The organism is Microcosmobacter mediterraneus (assembly GCF_031846265.1).
Lineage (GTDB): Bacteria > Bacteroidota > Bacteroidia > Flavobacteriales > Flavobacteriaceae > Microcosmobacter > Microcosmobacter mediterraneus.
The window spans coordinates 71714-87740 of sequence record NZ_JAVRIA010000002.1; the positions used below are offsets into that span (position 1 = coordinate 71714).

The window sequence follows — 16027 nt, forward strand, 5'->3', positions numbered from 1 at the left end:
GAAATAAAAAAGAAGAATATTGAAACGAAGAAACTTTATAAAAAATACAGCCTTAAGTAGTGCAGGATTAGCTATTGGTAGCACATTAGTGTCTTGTGCTGATGATAACACTAAAACATCAAATACTGTAGTTGCTAATACAGCTAAAGCTTCGCTTCCACTTGTTATAGCGACTTGGCATGTTGAAGCTGCCACAGCAAAAGCAATGGAAGTATTACAAGCTGGCGGAAATGCACTTGATGCTGTAGAACAAGGCTGTAGAGTTGAAGAGGCTAATGAAAAAGGACAATCGGTTGGTAAAGGTGGCTTACCAGATCGTGATGGTAACGTAACGCTTGATGCTTGCATCATGGATAAACATGGTAATTGTGGTTCTGTAGTCTATCTTCAAAATATTACACATGCAGTTTCTGTTGCCAGAAAAGTTATGGAAGACACGCCTCATGTCATGCTTGCTGGTGAAGGTGCAAAACAATATGCTATTTCTCAAGGATTCCAGGCTGAGGACTTATTGACCGAAGCCTCAAAGAAAGCTTGGGAAGACTGGAAGGTAAAATCGGAATACAAACCCATTATTAATATTGAAAATCACGATACCATTGGTATGCTAGCCATTGATAACAATGGTGACATTTCTGGTGCGTGTACCACAAGTGGTCTAGCTTACAAAATGGGAGGTCGGGTTGGCGATTCGCCAATTATCGGTTCTGGATTATTTGTAGATAACGAAATTGGCGCTGCTGTTGCCACTGGTTTAGGTGAAGAAGTTGTAAAAACCGTTGGTAGTTTTCTCGTAGTTGAATTGATGCGTCAAGGAAAATCACCTCAAGACGCTTGTGAGGAAGCAATTAGTAGAATCGTCAACAAACCCACTAGTGATTATAAAAACTTTCAAGTAGGTTATATCGCTGTTAACAAACAAGGGGAAACAGGCTCTTATTCAATTCATCAATGGTTTAGTATGACCAAATTTCAGGATGGTATTAATGAGCAAATTCAATCGGACTATTTTAATAAAGCATAACATAATTCTGTAGTGCTTTTTATCGACACCTATGTAGTTCGTCGATAAAATCGATTTTTTGGTCTTTTTTACCAACTATAATTATCTTATTTTCAAATAGTTAAGTGTGTTAGTGCAGTTCGTCGATGTTTTTGGTTTAGGTGTGCATTTGGTCTAAAAATGGATGCCGTTGTCTATTTTTTAGTGGCATAACTTCAGTTGTGATGTTAATTTGTATTCGAATTGAAACACAAACAACTGTTAGTTAAAATGAAAAACGTAGTAATCATATTATTCTTAATCGCTCTTCCAACTTTTGGAATGGCTCAAGATACTACTGTTGCTGTTTCAACGCCTACTGAACAATCAATTGAAGTTTCACCCAAAAAAGAAACTGTAAAATCTAGTGCTTTAAGTACTAAACTAAAAACACAATTGATTAAACTAAATCATAAGAAAAGTAACGAGATTATAAGTATTAAAGCGTATAGAAAAAGTCTTCAAATTAAAGTTAAGACTGTTAAGCTTTGCTAATATATAAATGATAAATGTGCTATTAATCATTTAAAAAGCCGTAACGTAAAAGTTTCGGCTTTTTTATTATTTACTATTGTACCTAACAAAATTGATAGGTTAGATAAAATATTAATCCGTAAAAACCAATTCGCCCTTTGCTTCTTGTTCTTTAAATTGTTTCACAAGGTCTAAAGCATCAGGAATAACATCACTACATAAAATAATTAGTGAACCTTTAACTGCATTTTTAACAGCATAAGTGATGGCTTCTTTTTCAGAAGGAATAATCGTGGTTTTCTTATTAGGATTTTTAGCTTTAATACCATCATTTAGCATTTTTATAAGCTCTTCCTCTGTCTTTCCTCGTAAACGTTTGTCTTGGCGAATAATGATTTCATCAAACATTTCTGCTGCTATAGATCCCATTTCGTTATTATCTTCGACACGTCTATCACCTATTCCTGCAATAATTCCTACTTTAACAGTAGCTTCTAAATTATCCGTAAACTTCTGAAGTGCACGCATTCCTGCAGCATTATGCGCATAATCTAAAAGAATACTGAAATCATTAAATTCAAATAAATTTAAGCGTCCTGGAGTTTGAGCTGCAGAAGGAATAAAGGTTTCTAAAGCCGCTTTAATATCTTCATTACTAATTCCTTGAATATTTGCAGCTAATACAGCTGCTAACACATTCTGAATCATAAATGTCGCCTTACCACCATAAGTTAACGGAATAAGTTCTGCTTTCATTATTCGCATTTTCCACTCGCCTCTACAAATGGTTACATAGCCATTTTCATAAACTGCAGTTATACCATTTAAGCGTTGTAAAGCTTTAATTCTTGGGTTGTTTTCATCCATAGAAAACAATGCCACATTACAGTCTACGCTTCGTCTCATATCGTAAACCAAATCATCATCGGCATTTAGAATTGCATAACCATCTGGCAAAACCGTTTCTGGAACAACACCTTTTACTTTTGCTAATTGTTCTATGGTGTGAATACCTTTTAATCCTAAATGATCTGCTGCAACATTGGTTACGATAGCTACATCGCATTTTTTAAAGCCCAAGCCAGCTCTTAATAAACCACCTCGTGCACATTCTAGTACTGCAAAATTTACTGTCGGATCCTTAAGCACAAACTCTGCACTTGATGGCCCTGTACAATCACCTGTCATTAACAATCGATTTTGTATGTAAACACCATCACTTGTGGTATAACCAACACGATAGCCTTTCATTTTTGCAATATGAGCAAGCAACCTAGAGGTTGTGGTTTTTCCGTTTGTTCCAGTAATAGCCATAATAGGAATTCGCCCTGTATCGCCTTTAATTGGAAATAATTTATCGATTACTGGTGCTGCAACATTTCTTGGAAGTCCTGTGGTTGGTGCCAAATGCATTCTAAATCCTGGTCCTGCATTAACTTCTAAAACAGCGCCTCCAGTTTCAGATAATGGTTTAGAAATATCAGTGGTCATAATATCAATCCCACAAATATCCAAATCAATAATCTTAGAAATACGTTCTGCCATACTTACGTTTGCAGGATGTACAATATCTGTAACATCTTCTGCTGTACCTCCTGTACTTAGATTGGCTGTATCTTTTAATATTAATTTTTCACCATCTGGTAAAACATACTCTAAAGTGTAGCCAGCATCTTTGATAATTGTTTTTGTTAGTTCATTGATAGTAATCTGTGTCAATACCTTTTCATGACCATAACCACGACGTGGATCACTGTTAACTTCATCTATTAACTCTTGCACTGTAGACTTGCCATTACCTACAACATGTGCTGGTGATCGTTTAGCAGCTGCAACTAAGGTATTATTAATAACTAATAGTCTATAATCTTCGCCGACAATAAATTTTTCGATAATGATAGCACCACTTCTAGAACTGTCTTTTGCATGTCTGAATGCTACTAACGCATCATCATAATTTTGAATATCAACGGTGATACCTCGTCCATGATTGCCATCAATAGGTTTTATAACTAAAGGATAGCCAACATAACGACAGGCTTCTTCTAGACTTCGTTCACGACGAATTATATCGCCTCGAGGCACTTCTACCTCAGCTTGTTCTAATAAGTATTTTGTATCTTCTTTATCACAGGCCAATTCTACACCAATACTACTGGTTTCACTAGTAACTGTGGCTTGTATGCGCTTTTGATTGGCGCCATAACCCAATTGACATAAGGAATATTTATTCAATCTAATCCAAGGAATTCCTCTAGATTCAGCTTCTTCAACAATAGAGCCTGTACTAGGTCCTAAACGATCTGCTTCTCGCAGCTCTCTCATTTTCTGGATATCTTCAGACATATCATAAGGTTCACCAGAAATTAAGGCTTCACATATATCTACCGAAGCTTTAGCGGCATAACGTCCAACAGATTCTTCCATATAAGCAAAAACAACATTATAAACACCTTCTTCGCCATAACCTCTTGTTCTGCCAAAACCAACATCCATTCCTGCAAGGGTTTGAATCTCTAAGGCAATGTGCTCAATAATATGTCCCATCCAAGTACCTTCTTCAACACGTTGAAAAAATCCTCCAGGCTCACCAACAGAACAACGATGTTCGTACATTCCTGGAAACATCGCTTTAAGTCGATCATAAAATCCATCTACTTTATTAGATGGTAACTCCTCCATTTCTTGAAGGTCTAAAACCATTACAATTAACTTATGTCGTCTCACTGACCAGTAGTTTGGTCCTCGCATAGCGTTTATACTTCGTATTTCCATTTCAGTTGGTTTTATAGATGAAAGATTATAAATATAGTATTTTTCAGAAGAAAATTTGGCTTATTTTTGCCCAATATTTTAGATTAAAACTATGCAGAAGGCAAATGGCACTTTAATACCAATTGGTGGAAATGAAGATAAAGGTATTGATGCAGATGAAATGTATACACTCGAATTTATTGAGGAAGGCATTTTGTATCACGTAGTAAGAGAAGCCGGAGGAATAGATTCAAATATCGTAGTCATTCCTACAGCATCAAGCATTCCTGTTGAAGTAGGCGAGAATTACTTAACGGCTTTTTCTACTTTAGGGTGTAACAATATTTCCGTTTTAGATATTCGTTCAAAAACAGATTCTGAAACTGAGCATGCCATTAACCTTATTAAAAAAGCAGATTGTGTGATGTTTTCTGGTGGTGATCAATCTAAAATTACTGATAAAATAGGTCGAACTAGTATTCATACTATTTTAACAGAACGTTACTTCAATGAAAAAGGTTTCGTCATTGCTGGTACAAGTGCTGGTGCAATGGCCATGGCAAAAGAAATGATTGCGGGAGGTAGTGCTTCAGAATCTTTTGTTAAAGGTGCTGTGAAGATGTATAAAGGTTTAGGCTTAATTCCTGAATTAATTATTGACACCCACTTTATTAAGCGTGGTCGTTTTGGAAGGATTTCTGAAGCTGTTGCTCAATTTCCAAAGTTAGTTGGGTTGGGTTTGGCTGAAGATACTGGACTCATTATTAAGAATAACACATTCGAAGTAATTGGTTCAGGAATGGTGATTGTTTTTGATGGTCGAAAAATTAAGCATAACAATCATAAAATTTTAAGAGAAGGAACACCAATGTCGTTAACAAATTTGAAGACGCATATCTTGTCTAATGGTGATCGTTTTAATATTAAAAAAAAGAGAGTTGAAGTACTCCCCATAGAAGCACCTTTTATTTGACTTCGACAGGCTCAGTCACCAGAAATAATTCCATTTCAAACTGGTCTACTGTATTTTCTAATCCAACACTTTCAATTGCATTGATTTTAGAGGTTAACTTGTCGTCTACATTAATAACACGAACGTTCTGATATTTAGAATTTATGGCAGAAAACAAGCGCTGCCAAGTATCTTTCTTATCTGTAAATACCTCTAGCTGATTTAAAGTACCATTATCTGGATTTATAGCAACGAAAGATTCAAAATTGCTATTTCTATTCACAAAGAAATATTTGGAATTCCCTTTTTCTAAACTCTCTCGATAAAAATCCCAAGAATAATTAGCCTGATTAGGAATAGTAGACCAATCGATTACGTCATATTGTACTTCTTGTAATTCTAAACCTGTATTATGTTCTGAGTTTATTGTGCCACTATAACATTTGTAATGTTTTGTTTTTCGGAATCCAATACCTTCATAAGCTTTTATGGCTCTTTCATTTACTGTAATAACTTCAAGAACACATTTAATAATACCTTCTTTTTTAAGTATTGGAAAAGCAAAATCGTAAATAGAGTTTACAATCTTTTGTCCTCTGTATTCAGAAATAACACCTGTGCCTGTATTGAAGGCTATGTGATTTCCGTGACGTTTGTCAATGGCATTAATTATAAAACCAACTAGTTTATGGCCATCAAACATGCCATAAGACAAATCGTATCGAACTCCAGCTGCTTTCCAACGTTGGCGATAATAGTCGTGGTCTGTTGGCATTTTCACAAAGTAATTCTCGAATGCTGAGAGGAAGCATTCCATAATAACATCAAAATCGGTATCACCTAAATGCCTAACTTTCATTATTTATAAATTGAAATCTCCTCTTTACCTTCTGATGTCTTAAAAGCACGATACATGCCTTCGGTATTAAAAGGCATGGCAATATTACCTTGAGTATCTACTGCAATCAATCCACCATCGCCATTAATTTCAAGTATGCGTTTATTTATGACTTCTTCTGAGGCTTGTTGTAGCGTCAATCCTTTATGCTCCATTAAACACGATACGTCGTAAGCAACGACACCTCTTATAAAAAACTCGCCACTGCCAGTACAACTCACAGCACAGGTTTTGTTATTGGCATAATTACCTGCTCCTATCATTGGACTATCGCCAACTCTTCCCCATTTTTTGTTGGTCATGCCTCCTGTAGATGTCGCTGCAGCAATATTTCCATCTTGGTCGCAAGCCACTGCTCCAACCGTTCCGAATTTTGAATCTTTTTGGCTCCGACTATGCTCAGCCACCGAATCTTCATTTTCGTTAGTGGATTTGGAATGATCCAACTGAAAATTATCAGTATCTTTAATTTCCAACCATTGTTGGTGGCGAAATTTATCATAGAAATAAGTATCTTCTTCCAAAGTATAATTCAACTCAGTTGCAAATTTCATAGCGCCTTCACCTGCTAAAAAGACATGTTCACTTTTTTCCATGACATCACGAGCTAAACTCACTGGGTTTTTAATCCCAGATATTAAACTCACTCCTCCAGCATTTAAAGTATTACCATCCATAATGCTAGCATCCATTTCATGGGATCCTGTTGCCGTGAATACAGACCCTTTCCCAGCATTAAATAAGGGTGAATCTTCAAGATGTTTTACGGCAACCTCAACGGCATCCACAGCCGATTCTCCAGCTTTTAGAATAGCATAACCAGCATTTAAGGCTATTTTTAAATCTTGCTTATATCGAGCTTCCAGTTCAGGTGTCATCATGCCTTTTACTAAAGTTCCCGCACCTCCATGAATAGCTATTGAAAATGTTTGCATTATTTGATATTTATGTCTGAAAAATACGAATTGAATTTCAATGCAACACTAAAGTTTCGTAGTTTTATAATCTTATAATATAAACTTCATGTCAGATCAAAAACGCCTCTTTTTAGTTGATGCCTACGCACTTATTTTTCGTGGGTATTATGCCTTCATAAAAAATCCAAGAATTAATTCTAAAGGTGAAGATACCTCAGCTATCATGGGCTTTATGAATTCGCTATTGGATGTTATAAAACGTGAACGTCCAGACCATTTAGCCGTATGTTTTGATAAAGGCGGAAGCGTGGATCGTGTAGAAATGTACGAAGCTTATAAGGCGAATCGAGACGAAACTCCCGAAGGCATTAAAACGGCTGTCCCTTATATCTATGACATCTTAAAAGCCATGCATATTCCTATCGTCATGAAGGAAGGTTTTGAAGCCGATGATGTCATTGGAACCCTCTCACGTCAAGCTGAAAAAGAAGGATTTAAAACCTTTATGGTGACTCCAGATAAAGATTTTGCGCAGCTAGTCACCGAAAATATTTTTATGTACAGACCTGTTTTTGGAGGTGGTTATGAAACGTGGGGAATTCCTGAAGTGCAACAAAAATTTGAAGTTACCGATCCAATGCAAGTGATCGATTATTTAGGGATGATGGGAGATGCATCTGATAATATTCCTGGATTACCAGGAGTTGGACCAAAAACAGCTAAAAAGTTTTTAGCGGCTTACGGAAGTATGGAAGGCTTACTTGCCCATACACATGAACTCAAAGGTAAAATGAAAGAGAAAGTGGAAGCCAATGGTGAATTAGGTTTGCTTTCTAAAAAGCTAGCAACTATTATGCTTGATGTTCCTGTGACATTTGATGCCAAAGATTTTGAGCTTGATCAACCAGATATTGAAAAGGTAAAAGAGATATTTCAAAATTTAGAATTTAGACGATTAACAGATAATTTCCTGAAAACGTTTGTAGATAATACCGAAACGTCTTCAAATGAAACAAAAACTCCTGCCCTCGAAGGGAAGGTGGACACTGTTGCTAAAAAAAGCAGCAGTGAACGGAAGGGTTCTGCAGGAGCTGGTCAGTTCTCATTGTTTGGCGCTTCGAGTGACCTCAGCGACCAAGAAGAAACGACGTCTGAATATACACGTAAAACTGCTGAAACTTCATCACATTTTTATCAAAGTGTTGCCTCAGGTATGGCGACTAAACTGTTTGTGAAAAATTTATTAAACCAAACTTCGGTATGTTTTGATACGGAAACCACAGGATTAAATCCTCTAACAGCAGAGTTAGTTGGCATCGCATTTTCTTGGGAAGTCGGCAAAGGGTTTTATGTTCCTTTTCCAGAAGACAGAAATGGAGCTAAAGAATTGATTGAAATCCTCAGACCCTTTTTCGAAAATGAAAACATTGAAAAAATTGGTCAGAATTTAAAATATGACATCAAGGTATTGGCCAAATATAATGTTGACGTAAAAGGCAATCTGTTCGATACGATGTTAGCGCATTATTTGATTAATCCAGATATGCGACACAATATGGATGTGTTGGCAGAAACTTACCTCAACTACACACCGATTTCAATTACAGAGCTCATAGGTAAAAAAGGAAAGAATCAACGCTCTATGCGAGAGGTTCCTTTAGATAAACAAACCGAATATGCGGTTGAAGATGCCGATATTACTTTACAACTCAAAGAGCATTTTGAAAAGGAATTAAGGGAAGCCAATACTCAAAAACTATTTGATGACATTGAAGTGCCATTACTTCGTGTTTTGGCAGCTATGGAATTGGAAGGCATCAATCTCGATAAAGCCTTTTTAAATTCACTTTCGGAAGAACTCAATAATGATATCGCTAATCTCGAAAAAAGCATTTACGAAGCTGCAGGAGAAGAATTCAATATTGCATCACCGAAACAACTAGGTGTGATTTTATTTGAAAAAATGAAACTGGTGGATAAGCCTAAAAAAACAAAAACTGGTCAGTATTCAACTGCAGAAGATGTATTGAGTTATTTGGCTAAAGATCATGAGATTATTCAACAAATTTTAGATTTTAGAGGACTAAGTAAATTAAAAAGTACTTATGTAGATGCTTTACCATTACAAGTTGAAGAAAGCACAGGACATGTTCACACGGATTATATGCAAACGGTTGCTGCAACTGGTCGTTTGAGTAGTAACAATCCAAACCTTCAGAATATTCCAATCCGAACAGAACGTGGTCGACAAATCCGTAAAGCTTTTGTGCCAAGAAATGAAGATTATACACTTTTAGCTGCTGATTACAGTCAAATAGAATTACGAATCATTGCAGCTTTAAGTGAAGAAGAAACCATGATTAACGCTTTTAAAAATGGAGAAGATATTCATGCCTCTACGGCATCAAGGGTTTTTAATGTGCCAATCTCTGAAGTAACTAGAGAACAGCGTAGTAATGCCAAAACAGTAAATTTTGGAATCATCTATGGCGTTTCAGCATTTGGGTTGAGTAACCAAACTGATTTATCAAGAACTGAAGCTAAGGAATTAATTGAAACCTATTACGCCACGTATCCTAAGTTACGAAGCTATATGAGTGAGCAAGTAGATTTTGCTAGAGATAATGGTTACGTCCAAACAGTTTTAAATCGTCGGCGTTATTTAAAAGACATCAATTCTCGTAATGCTGTTGTGCGTGGAGCAGCAGAACGAAATGCCGTAAATGCTCCAATACAAGGAAGTGCTGCAGATATTATTAAATTGGCTATGATTAATATTCACAAGAAGTTAGCAGAAGGCAACAATAAATCTAAGATGCTTCTTCAAGTCCATGATGAATTAGTCTTTGACATCTACAAGCCTGAACTTGATGCCATGAAATTACTCATTAAAACCGAAATGGAAAATGCATATCAACTTTCTGTGCCTTTGGATGTCGATTTAGATATTGGTGATAATTGGTTGGAGGCGCATTAAATTCCTTTAATTTTTATTTTCAACTATGATTGAGCTTATCTTTTAGTGACCTCAACCCTTCTATTCTTCGCTCTACCATCTTCATTATCATTGGTTTGAATAGGTCTAGATTCACCATAGCCAGCATAAGACAATTGCCCAGGTTCAACCCAAAATTGATCTTCTAACATACGTATTACAGACATGGCACGTTGCTCTGATAATTTTTGGTTGTAATGTTCTGTACCCAAATTATCAGTATGACCATCAATACTCACCACAAGATCTGGGTTAGCATTAAGCAAATCTGCTATTTCTTTAACAACAGGAATGGATTCTTTTCGAATATTGCTTTTGTTAAAATCGAAATAAATACCATAAAAAATGAGCTTGCCATCGGTCTCTAGTTGTTTCTTTAAAGTTTCTTTTCGTGTTTCCTTTTCAATGTCAGAACTGCTTACATTAAAAGGCTGTGGTTCTAATAATTGAGGCCCTTGGTCGGCATAAAACCATTTTACATCATAATCGCCTTCTGCTTTTGGAGCTTCAAAAGTGAGTGTTCCTTTCAACTCATCACCAATAAAACGATATGCTAAACGCTTAGAATATTTAATCTCTTTTGCATTAAACAAACCAAACCAAGTACGTTCAAATAAATCTTCGTTACCTGTATAAATGACTGTAACCGTTTCACCAGGCTTATATTGTTTTTTATCTAAAGCAAAAGACAGTCCATTTAGATTAGGCTCTCCGACTAAAAACACTAAACGTTTAATAAATATTTTGCTTTTTGGACCATGGAAACGAAGCTCATAAATTCCTTCCTTAACTGGGGCAGTCATGGTTAAAATATCGTCACTATTGCGGTAGTAATAAAATTTAGAACTAATATAACCACTTTGACTCGTCGATTTTTTTGGCGAATAGGTATAGGAACCTATACGTGAAGTTCTATTTAAATTTAAGCTTGTCGTAATTTTAAACTGAAAATCTTGACTCGGTAAAATTCTATCTGAAAGCAACTCTAGTTCTACTTCGCGCTCATCAATAGGAATTACAGTAAAGGGCAAAGTGAATACGAGTTTTTTTTGACTAATTAATCTAAATTCATAATAACCAGCAAGCGATGGGCCAGTCCACATGTCAGTATAACTTTTAGCATCTTTTACATAACCGTAGCTAATGCGTCCATCACTGGTATTTGAGGTTGAAGCACCTTTATGATATAGTCCAATCCAAGTGTCAGAGGTTAGTGGATTTTCTGTGATGTAAACCAGTTCTATCTTATCACCTTGTTTAATGTCTTCGGTATTTTTAATCTCCAAATAAGAAGTTTGCGCTATGTTAAAACTACTCGAAAAAAGAAAACAAATTAAGTGTAGTTTGGTTAATACTCGTGTCATGATATTTTATAATTTGTTTGTTTCAAGGTATATCTCTTTTGGCATTTTTGCAAGTTTTTTTGCTGAATAGCACTAAATAATAATCATTAATTTACATTTCGTATTAAAGATTTAAATATCTTGTAAACAAACACTTATATTATGAATATGCTTAAAAAACTATGTTTAGCACTTTTTTTATTGAGTACTCTAAATGTAACTTCTCAAAACACAGAATCTTCAGGCGGAATACCTGTTTCTGGCAAATGGTATGGTTGGAGCAATATGATGTTGATGAATAACGATGGTGTAATTAATGCCACCTATTCTGATACTTGGGCACGAGATTTAGGATACGTTCAATTATACTTCACAAATGGAGAATGGAGAGGTCAATGGGGAGAACGGTCTATTGGCAGGAGAGGTATCTTCTATAATGTTGTTGTTTCTGAAGATGGTAAAAACATTAGCGGAAAATATAGCGTTGTAGAGGTAGGAAGCATGGGAGGTCCTAAAGAAGATATTGACTTTAATTGGTATTTCGTTGAAAGTGACGACGAAGCAACCGAAGAAGAGGAAGAGGAAGATGAATCAGAAGAAAACCCTTGTGAATTTACTGATTTATCTGGCGTATGGAAATGTGAAGGTCGAGGACATTTTGAATTAAGGCAAACCAATATGGAAGTTGATGGAGATTGTGTATCTTATATAGAAGGTAGGTTTATTCGTGGTAATTGCACTGGAGATTTGTGGGCCATGTCTCATAAAACCATTAATTATGTTAGAGGTAAAATAGTAAATGGAAAATATAAGCTTGAAATTTTTCCTCATGAAAATAAAGAGAACATTTATGGTAGTCGTCAGCGTTCCTTATTAAGCGGAACTATTGAAGTTGGTGCAGAATCTTTTAATCCTTCCATAAAATTTGGCTTAAATCATGTTGAAAAAGAAAAGACAGTTATTACAGATCCTCATAATGGTGAAGAAGTGGTAGTGATGCAATGGGAATATCCTCCAATAAACATCACTAAGAATAAATGTGAATTTAAAAAATCATCTAAGAAGTTAGCTCAAAATCCTAACGTTTTAAAATGTAATCAATGTGAAAAACAAAACTTGGAAAAAGGGCTCACATTCGATAATGGCAGGTTTACTAACACAGACGAAAGACTAATGGTTGAAGATAAAGATGCTCAAAATCCAAGATATGCTGTTGGGTCAGGAACGGCTGAAGCTGCTGGTAGAGATTTATGGTATACAAGCGATTTAATGAATGGCAAGGTAAATACTGTACCAAGATATAACTTGAAAATTACAAAAGTAGAGCGCGATGGTCGCTATATTGACGTTTTTTATGAAATTTGTGACTGGAAAACAGGTAAGATTACTAAGAAAAGTAAATCGCATATTATTAAAGAGCTAACCGAAAGTCAATTGAATAATCTTCCTGATGATGACCTTATTATGCAAGGAGAATATAGAAAAGCTGGATTTTTAGTCTATGAAGGATTAAGCATTTTCGTTGAAAGAAATAATTATAAAAACCCATAAGTTATGAAACATCAACTAACACATCTTTTTGTACTTTTTATAAGTATCGGACTTTTAATTTCCTGTAAAAGTGACACCAAAGAAACTAATAATAATTCTGATGACACGAAAAATATTTCGACCAATCCTGAAGAGGTAAAAGTTGGAGATAACCAAGATCCTGATGGACATTTTGCAATAAAATCGGGAATTATAACATACGAAACCAAAAAGTTAAATGGGACACTAACCGCAACAAACGTCTTATACTTTGATGATTACGGGAAAAAATTGAAGTTAGAAGAAACCATTTCTGGAGAAGTTTCAGTATATATGTTTGATGAGGACAAGAAGAAAGGACTTACATCATTTCCCGAACGAAAGCCGTCAAAAATGTTTATGCGACAAGGCGAACTTAATAGCTTAATTGCCAAACATTCAACCTCAGGATACACAAAACAAGAAAATGAAACCATTGCCGGCAAGGATTGTATAGTTTATGCCAACAATGCAAAATCTACTGAAGGCGAATCAAAGCACGTGTATTATAAGTACAAAGGCATCCTATTTAAAGACATAAATCGCCTTGGAAACGGTTATATTACCGAAGCCATTAGCTTTGAGGAAAAAGCGCTAGGTAATTCCATTTTTTCAGCTCTTAAAGATTTATAACAATCTTTTATTTATACTAATAACGCTGTACATTCTTATAAAAAGTCCTTACAACTTTTAGTCCCTATAGATTTAGATATTGGAGATAATTGACTGGAGGCACACTAACAATAAAAGAACAGAAAACAAAACCAGTTTTCTGTTCTTTTAAGTAATTATAATAAGTGATTAATAGCCTATTAATGCTTAGAATCAAAAATTCTGAAAACTTAGATTGAACACTTCACAAAAACTTACAATACGCGGAGACTCTTGTAATGCCTCTGGTCTAGAATCAGTTCGTACGGATACATTGGCATCTGCTACAACCGAATCATCTGTCTGTTTTCTTACTTGAACGTTTATAGATTCCCCATCTTCAACCAATAAATTGAGAAACCCTGTTCCTTGTGGAGGTAAATCAATAAACGCTTGAATGTCGCGATAAGACACCACAAATGTAACAGCATAACTTGGATTGCAACCTCCTATACCACGATCATTATTAAAGGTTGCTAAAACTGTAAGGCGCTCTGGTTCATTATCACCTTCCTCATCTTCTTCGCATGCTAAAAATGATGGCATAATCAATAAAAAAAGTAAAACGTATTTTAGTGTTCTCATGGTTGAAAGACTTAATTATATTATGGTTTATAAATTTTATGCTTAATTATAAATCTGGAGGTGTTATTGTAACCTTAACAAAAACAGTAACATCAACATCAAAATAGACGGGATTATCTGATGCGGTTCCCGCAAACAGAATAATCAAGCTTCCAGAATCTGTGAGCCTCTCATTAATTTCGGTAAAGTCTCCATCTATTGTATATAGTGAGTTATTTTGATCAGCCGAAGCTAAATTTGTTTGCACGGTTTCAAACCCTTGTATAAACATACTTGGGTCTAATAACTGAAAAACACCTGTCGCAACAGCATCAGAGTTACCTTCAAAATTTTGAAATAAATAACGAATCTGTGTAATCTCAATTTTTTTTATTTCTCCCGTACCACTTCCACTTTCTAATAACTCTGCAATTTCTGGGTCTTGAAGAATATTATATGTAGCAGCTTCTGAATTAAACTCGACTTGGTCTTCAGGATTTAATAAGGTCTCACTTTCTACTTCCAAAAGTCCTTGAAACGATATAGACACTTCAATATCTTCTTCTAACAACTCTTCTATTTCATCACAAGAAAAATTAAAAAATACTAAGAGTATTATTATAAATTTTAATGGTTTCATTTAGCTAACGTTTAAATTATACTGTTATAATGGACATTTAGCATTTCCAGATATCGTTTCAGTAACACTTGAGGCAATGTTATATACTACACCATTAAACGTCATGCTAGTTTCAGTGTCGTTATTTACCAAAGTAACACTTCCTGATTCGCCAAAATAAGAGTCAGGGAAAGTACCGTCAGAATAAATTGCTGAAGCAGCAAATCTAATTTCATCACCAAAAAAACTGTCAGACATTATAAAAGTGTCATTCAATTCTTGATCACAAGGTCCAGAAATAGTTGCACCAACTGTAACATCGGCATCATCCAATTGATAAAAAATAGTAAAGGTGCATAGAACACCTAAATCTGGGTCTGTAGTTTGTATAGTGCAACCACCAATTACCTCTTTTGTAACATCCAAAAATGTAACTGTGTTTTGTTCTCCGCCATTACCATCTTCATTTTCATCTTTATCACAAGAAAGCACAAAAAACAAACACAATGAAACATAGCTTAATCTCTTAAAAATTCTCATAATTAATAGCTTTTTATATTTTAATAATTCAAAATTACCGGATACATCTTTCCAATCATATACCTAATTGTAGGTATCTAATTTTAATTGCAATTACCAGAGCCATGCCATTTATACTGTGAAGTACCTGTTTTTCTGGTATAATATCCTGAGAATTTTGTGCCTGTTTCATCAAATTCAAATCTTACCTTTCCGTAGTCTACATTGTTAGTTAGCCATTTCCATGTGCCTACATAAATCCACTTTCCGTTTTCTAAAGTTAACTTCCCTGATATACTCTTAGAAGTACTACTATACCAACCAGCTAGCCAATTAATATCACCAAATTTTGAACTCCAAGTGCATGATAAATCTGGCATTACAACATCACTTTCACGACACGAGCCCAACTTATATTTACCATCTGGCTCGTCATCAAAATAAATGCCGTAAGTTCTTGTATAAGCTGTTGCTGCATAATAGGTTAGATTAGAGTGTAATTCAGCCATTAAGCCTAACTCAATGTTCCTTTGAACTCTTAAATTTTCTGAAGTGGTAACTGTATAAACATATAAACATGGATCTAAACCAGGTTTCAATGCTTGTTGTAATGTAGACACATAAACATTCCAAACTTTGTCTGTTGGTTCTTGTGCATTAAGCTGTGTTATAATCGATAAAACTACAAACAGCACAACTAATCTAGCCGTGTTTTTATTTTTTTTCATGT

14 protein-coding genes are annotated in these 16027 nt (G+C 35.2%); 6 read left to right on the forward strand and 8 right to left on the reverse strand.

Annotated elements, in window-relative coordinates; translation table 11 throughout:
• Positions 1-19: 19 nt before the first annotated feature.
• Together RM697_RS03780 and RM697_RS03785 are read left to right on the forward strand one after the other, a co-directional pair.
• Positions 20-1024 (forward strand): glycosylasparaginase, encoded by a 1005-nt coding sequence (locus RM697_RS03780; RefSeq protein ID WP_311426527.1) that lies wholly within the window; start codon positions 20-22, stop codon positions 1022-1024.
• Positions 1025-1273: 249 nt separating this feature from the next.
• The gene (locus RM697_RS03785; protein WP_311426528.1) at positions 1274-1537 is read left to right on the forward strand and encodes a hypothetical protein; all 264 of its coding nucleotides are present in this window, start codon (positions 1274-1276) and stop codon (positions 1535-1537) included.
• Positions 1538-1648: 111 nt separating this feature from the next.
• On the opposite strand, the gene cphA is transcribed toward RM697_RS03785, so the two are convergent.
• Positions 1649-4291: a cyanophycin synthetase gene (cphA, locus tag RM697_RS03790; RefSeq protein ID WP_311426529.1), complete on the reverse strand. Its 2643-nt coding sequence runs from the start codon at positions 4289-4291 to the stop codon at positions 1649-1651.
• A gap of 91 nt (positions 4292-4382) precedes the next feature.
• Here cphA and RM697_RS03795 point away from each other — a divergent pair, with 91 nt between their 5' ends.
• Complete coding sequence (locus RM697_RS03795; RefSeq protein WP_311426530.1) at positions 4383-5243, forward strand: cyanophycinase; 861 nt, start codon at positions 4383-4385, stop codon at positions 5241-5243.
• Here the strand turns inward: RM697_RS03795 and RM697_RS03800 are convergent.
• Positions 5236-6081, reverse strand: coding sequence for a GNAT family N-acetyltransferase (locus tag RM697_RS03800; protein WP_311426531.1), 846 nt, complete (start codon positions 6079-6081; stop codon positions 5236-5238). The genes RM697_RS03795 and RM697_RS03800 overlap by 8 nt on opposite strands.
• Complete coding sequence (locus RM697_RS03805) at positions 6081-7055, reverse strand: isoaspartyl peptidase/L-asparaginase family protein (protein ID WP_311426532.1); 975 nt, start codon at positions 7053-7055, stop codon at positions 6081-6083. Before RM697_RS03805 ends, RM697_RS03800 begins: the two co-directional genes overlap by 1 nt.
• Before the next feature lie 88 nt (positions 7056-7143).
• Here RM697_RS03805 and polA point away from each other — a divergent pair, with 88 nt between their 5' ends.
• Positions 7144-10014, forward strand: a complete 2871-nt coding sequence (gene polA, locus RM697_RS03810) for a DNA polymerase I (protein WP_311426533.1) — start codon at positions 7144-7146, stop codon at positions 10012-10014.
• A gap of 35 nt (positions 10015-10049) precedes the next feature.
• Here the strand turns inward: polA and RM697_RS03815 are convergent, their stop codons facing one another.
• Positions 10050-11318: an OmpA family protein gene (locus tag RM697_RS03815; protein WP_311426534.1), complete on the reverse strand. Its 1269-nt coding sequence runs from the start codon at positions 11316-11318 to the stop codon at positions 10050-10052.
• Positions 11319-11543: 225 nt separating this feature from the next.
• Between RM697_RS03815 and RM697_RS03820 the strand changes: the two genes are divergently transcribed.
• Entirely contained in the window at positions 11544-12926 is a 1383-nt protein-coding gene (locus RM697_RS03820) for a hypothetical protein (protein WP_311426535.1), read from the forward strand.
• A 3-nt stretch (positions 12927-12929) separates the two neighbouring features.
• Positions 12930-13577, forward strand: a complete 648-nt coding sequence (locus tag RM697_RS03825; RefSeq protein ID WP_311426536.1) for a hypothetical protein — start codon at positions 12930-12932, stop codon at positions 13575-13577.
• A 192-nt stretch (positions 13578-13769) separates the two neighbouring features.
• Here the strand turns inward: RM697_RS03825 and RM697_RS03830 are convergent, their stop codons facing one another.
• The 4 genes from RM697_RS03830 to RM697_RS03845 form a co-directional block, all read right to left on the reverse strand.
• On the reverse strand, positions 13770-14180 hold the full coding sequence (locus tag RM697_RS03830) for a hypothetical protein (protein ID WP_311426537.1): 411 nt from the start codon (positions 14178-14180) through the stop codon (positions 13770-13772).
• A 46-nt stretch (positions 14181-14226) separates the two neighbouring features.
• Positions 14227-14799, reverse strand: a complete 573-nt coding sequence (locus tag RM697_RS03835) for a hypothetical protein (protein WP_311426538.1) — start codon at positions 14797-14799, stop codon at positions 14227-14229.
• 24 nt (positions 14800-14823) lie between these two features.
• Positions 14824-15318, reverse strand: a complete 495-nt coding sequence (locus RM697_RS03840; RefSeq protein ID WP_311426539.1) for a hypothetical protein — start codon at positions 15316-15318, stop codon at positions 14824-14826.
• A gap of 83 nt (positions 15319-15401) precedes the next feature.
• Complete coding sequence (locus RM697_RS03845; RefSeq protein WP_311426540.1) at positions 15402-16025, reverse strand: hypothetical protein; 624 nt, start codon at positions 16023-16025, stop codon at positions 15402-15404.
• Between the last annotated feature and the right edge of the window lie 2 nt (positions 16026-16027).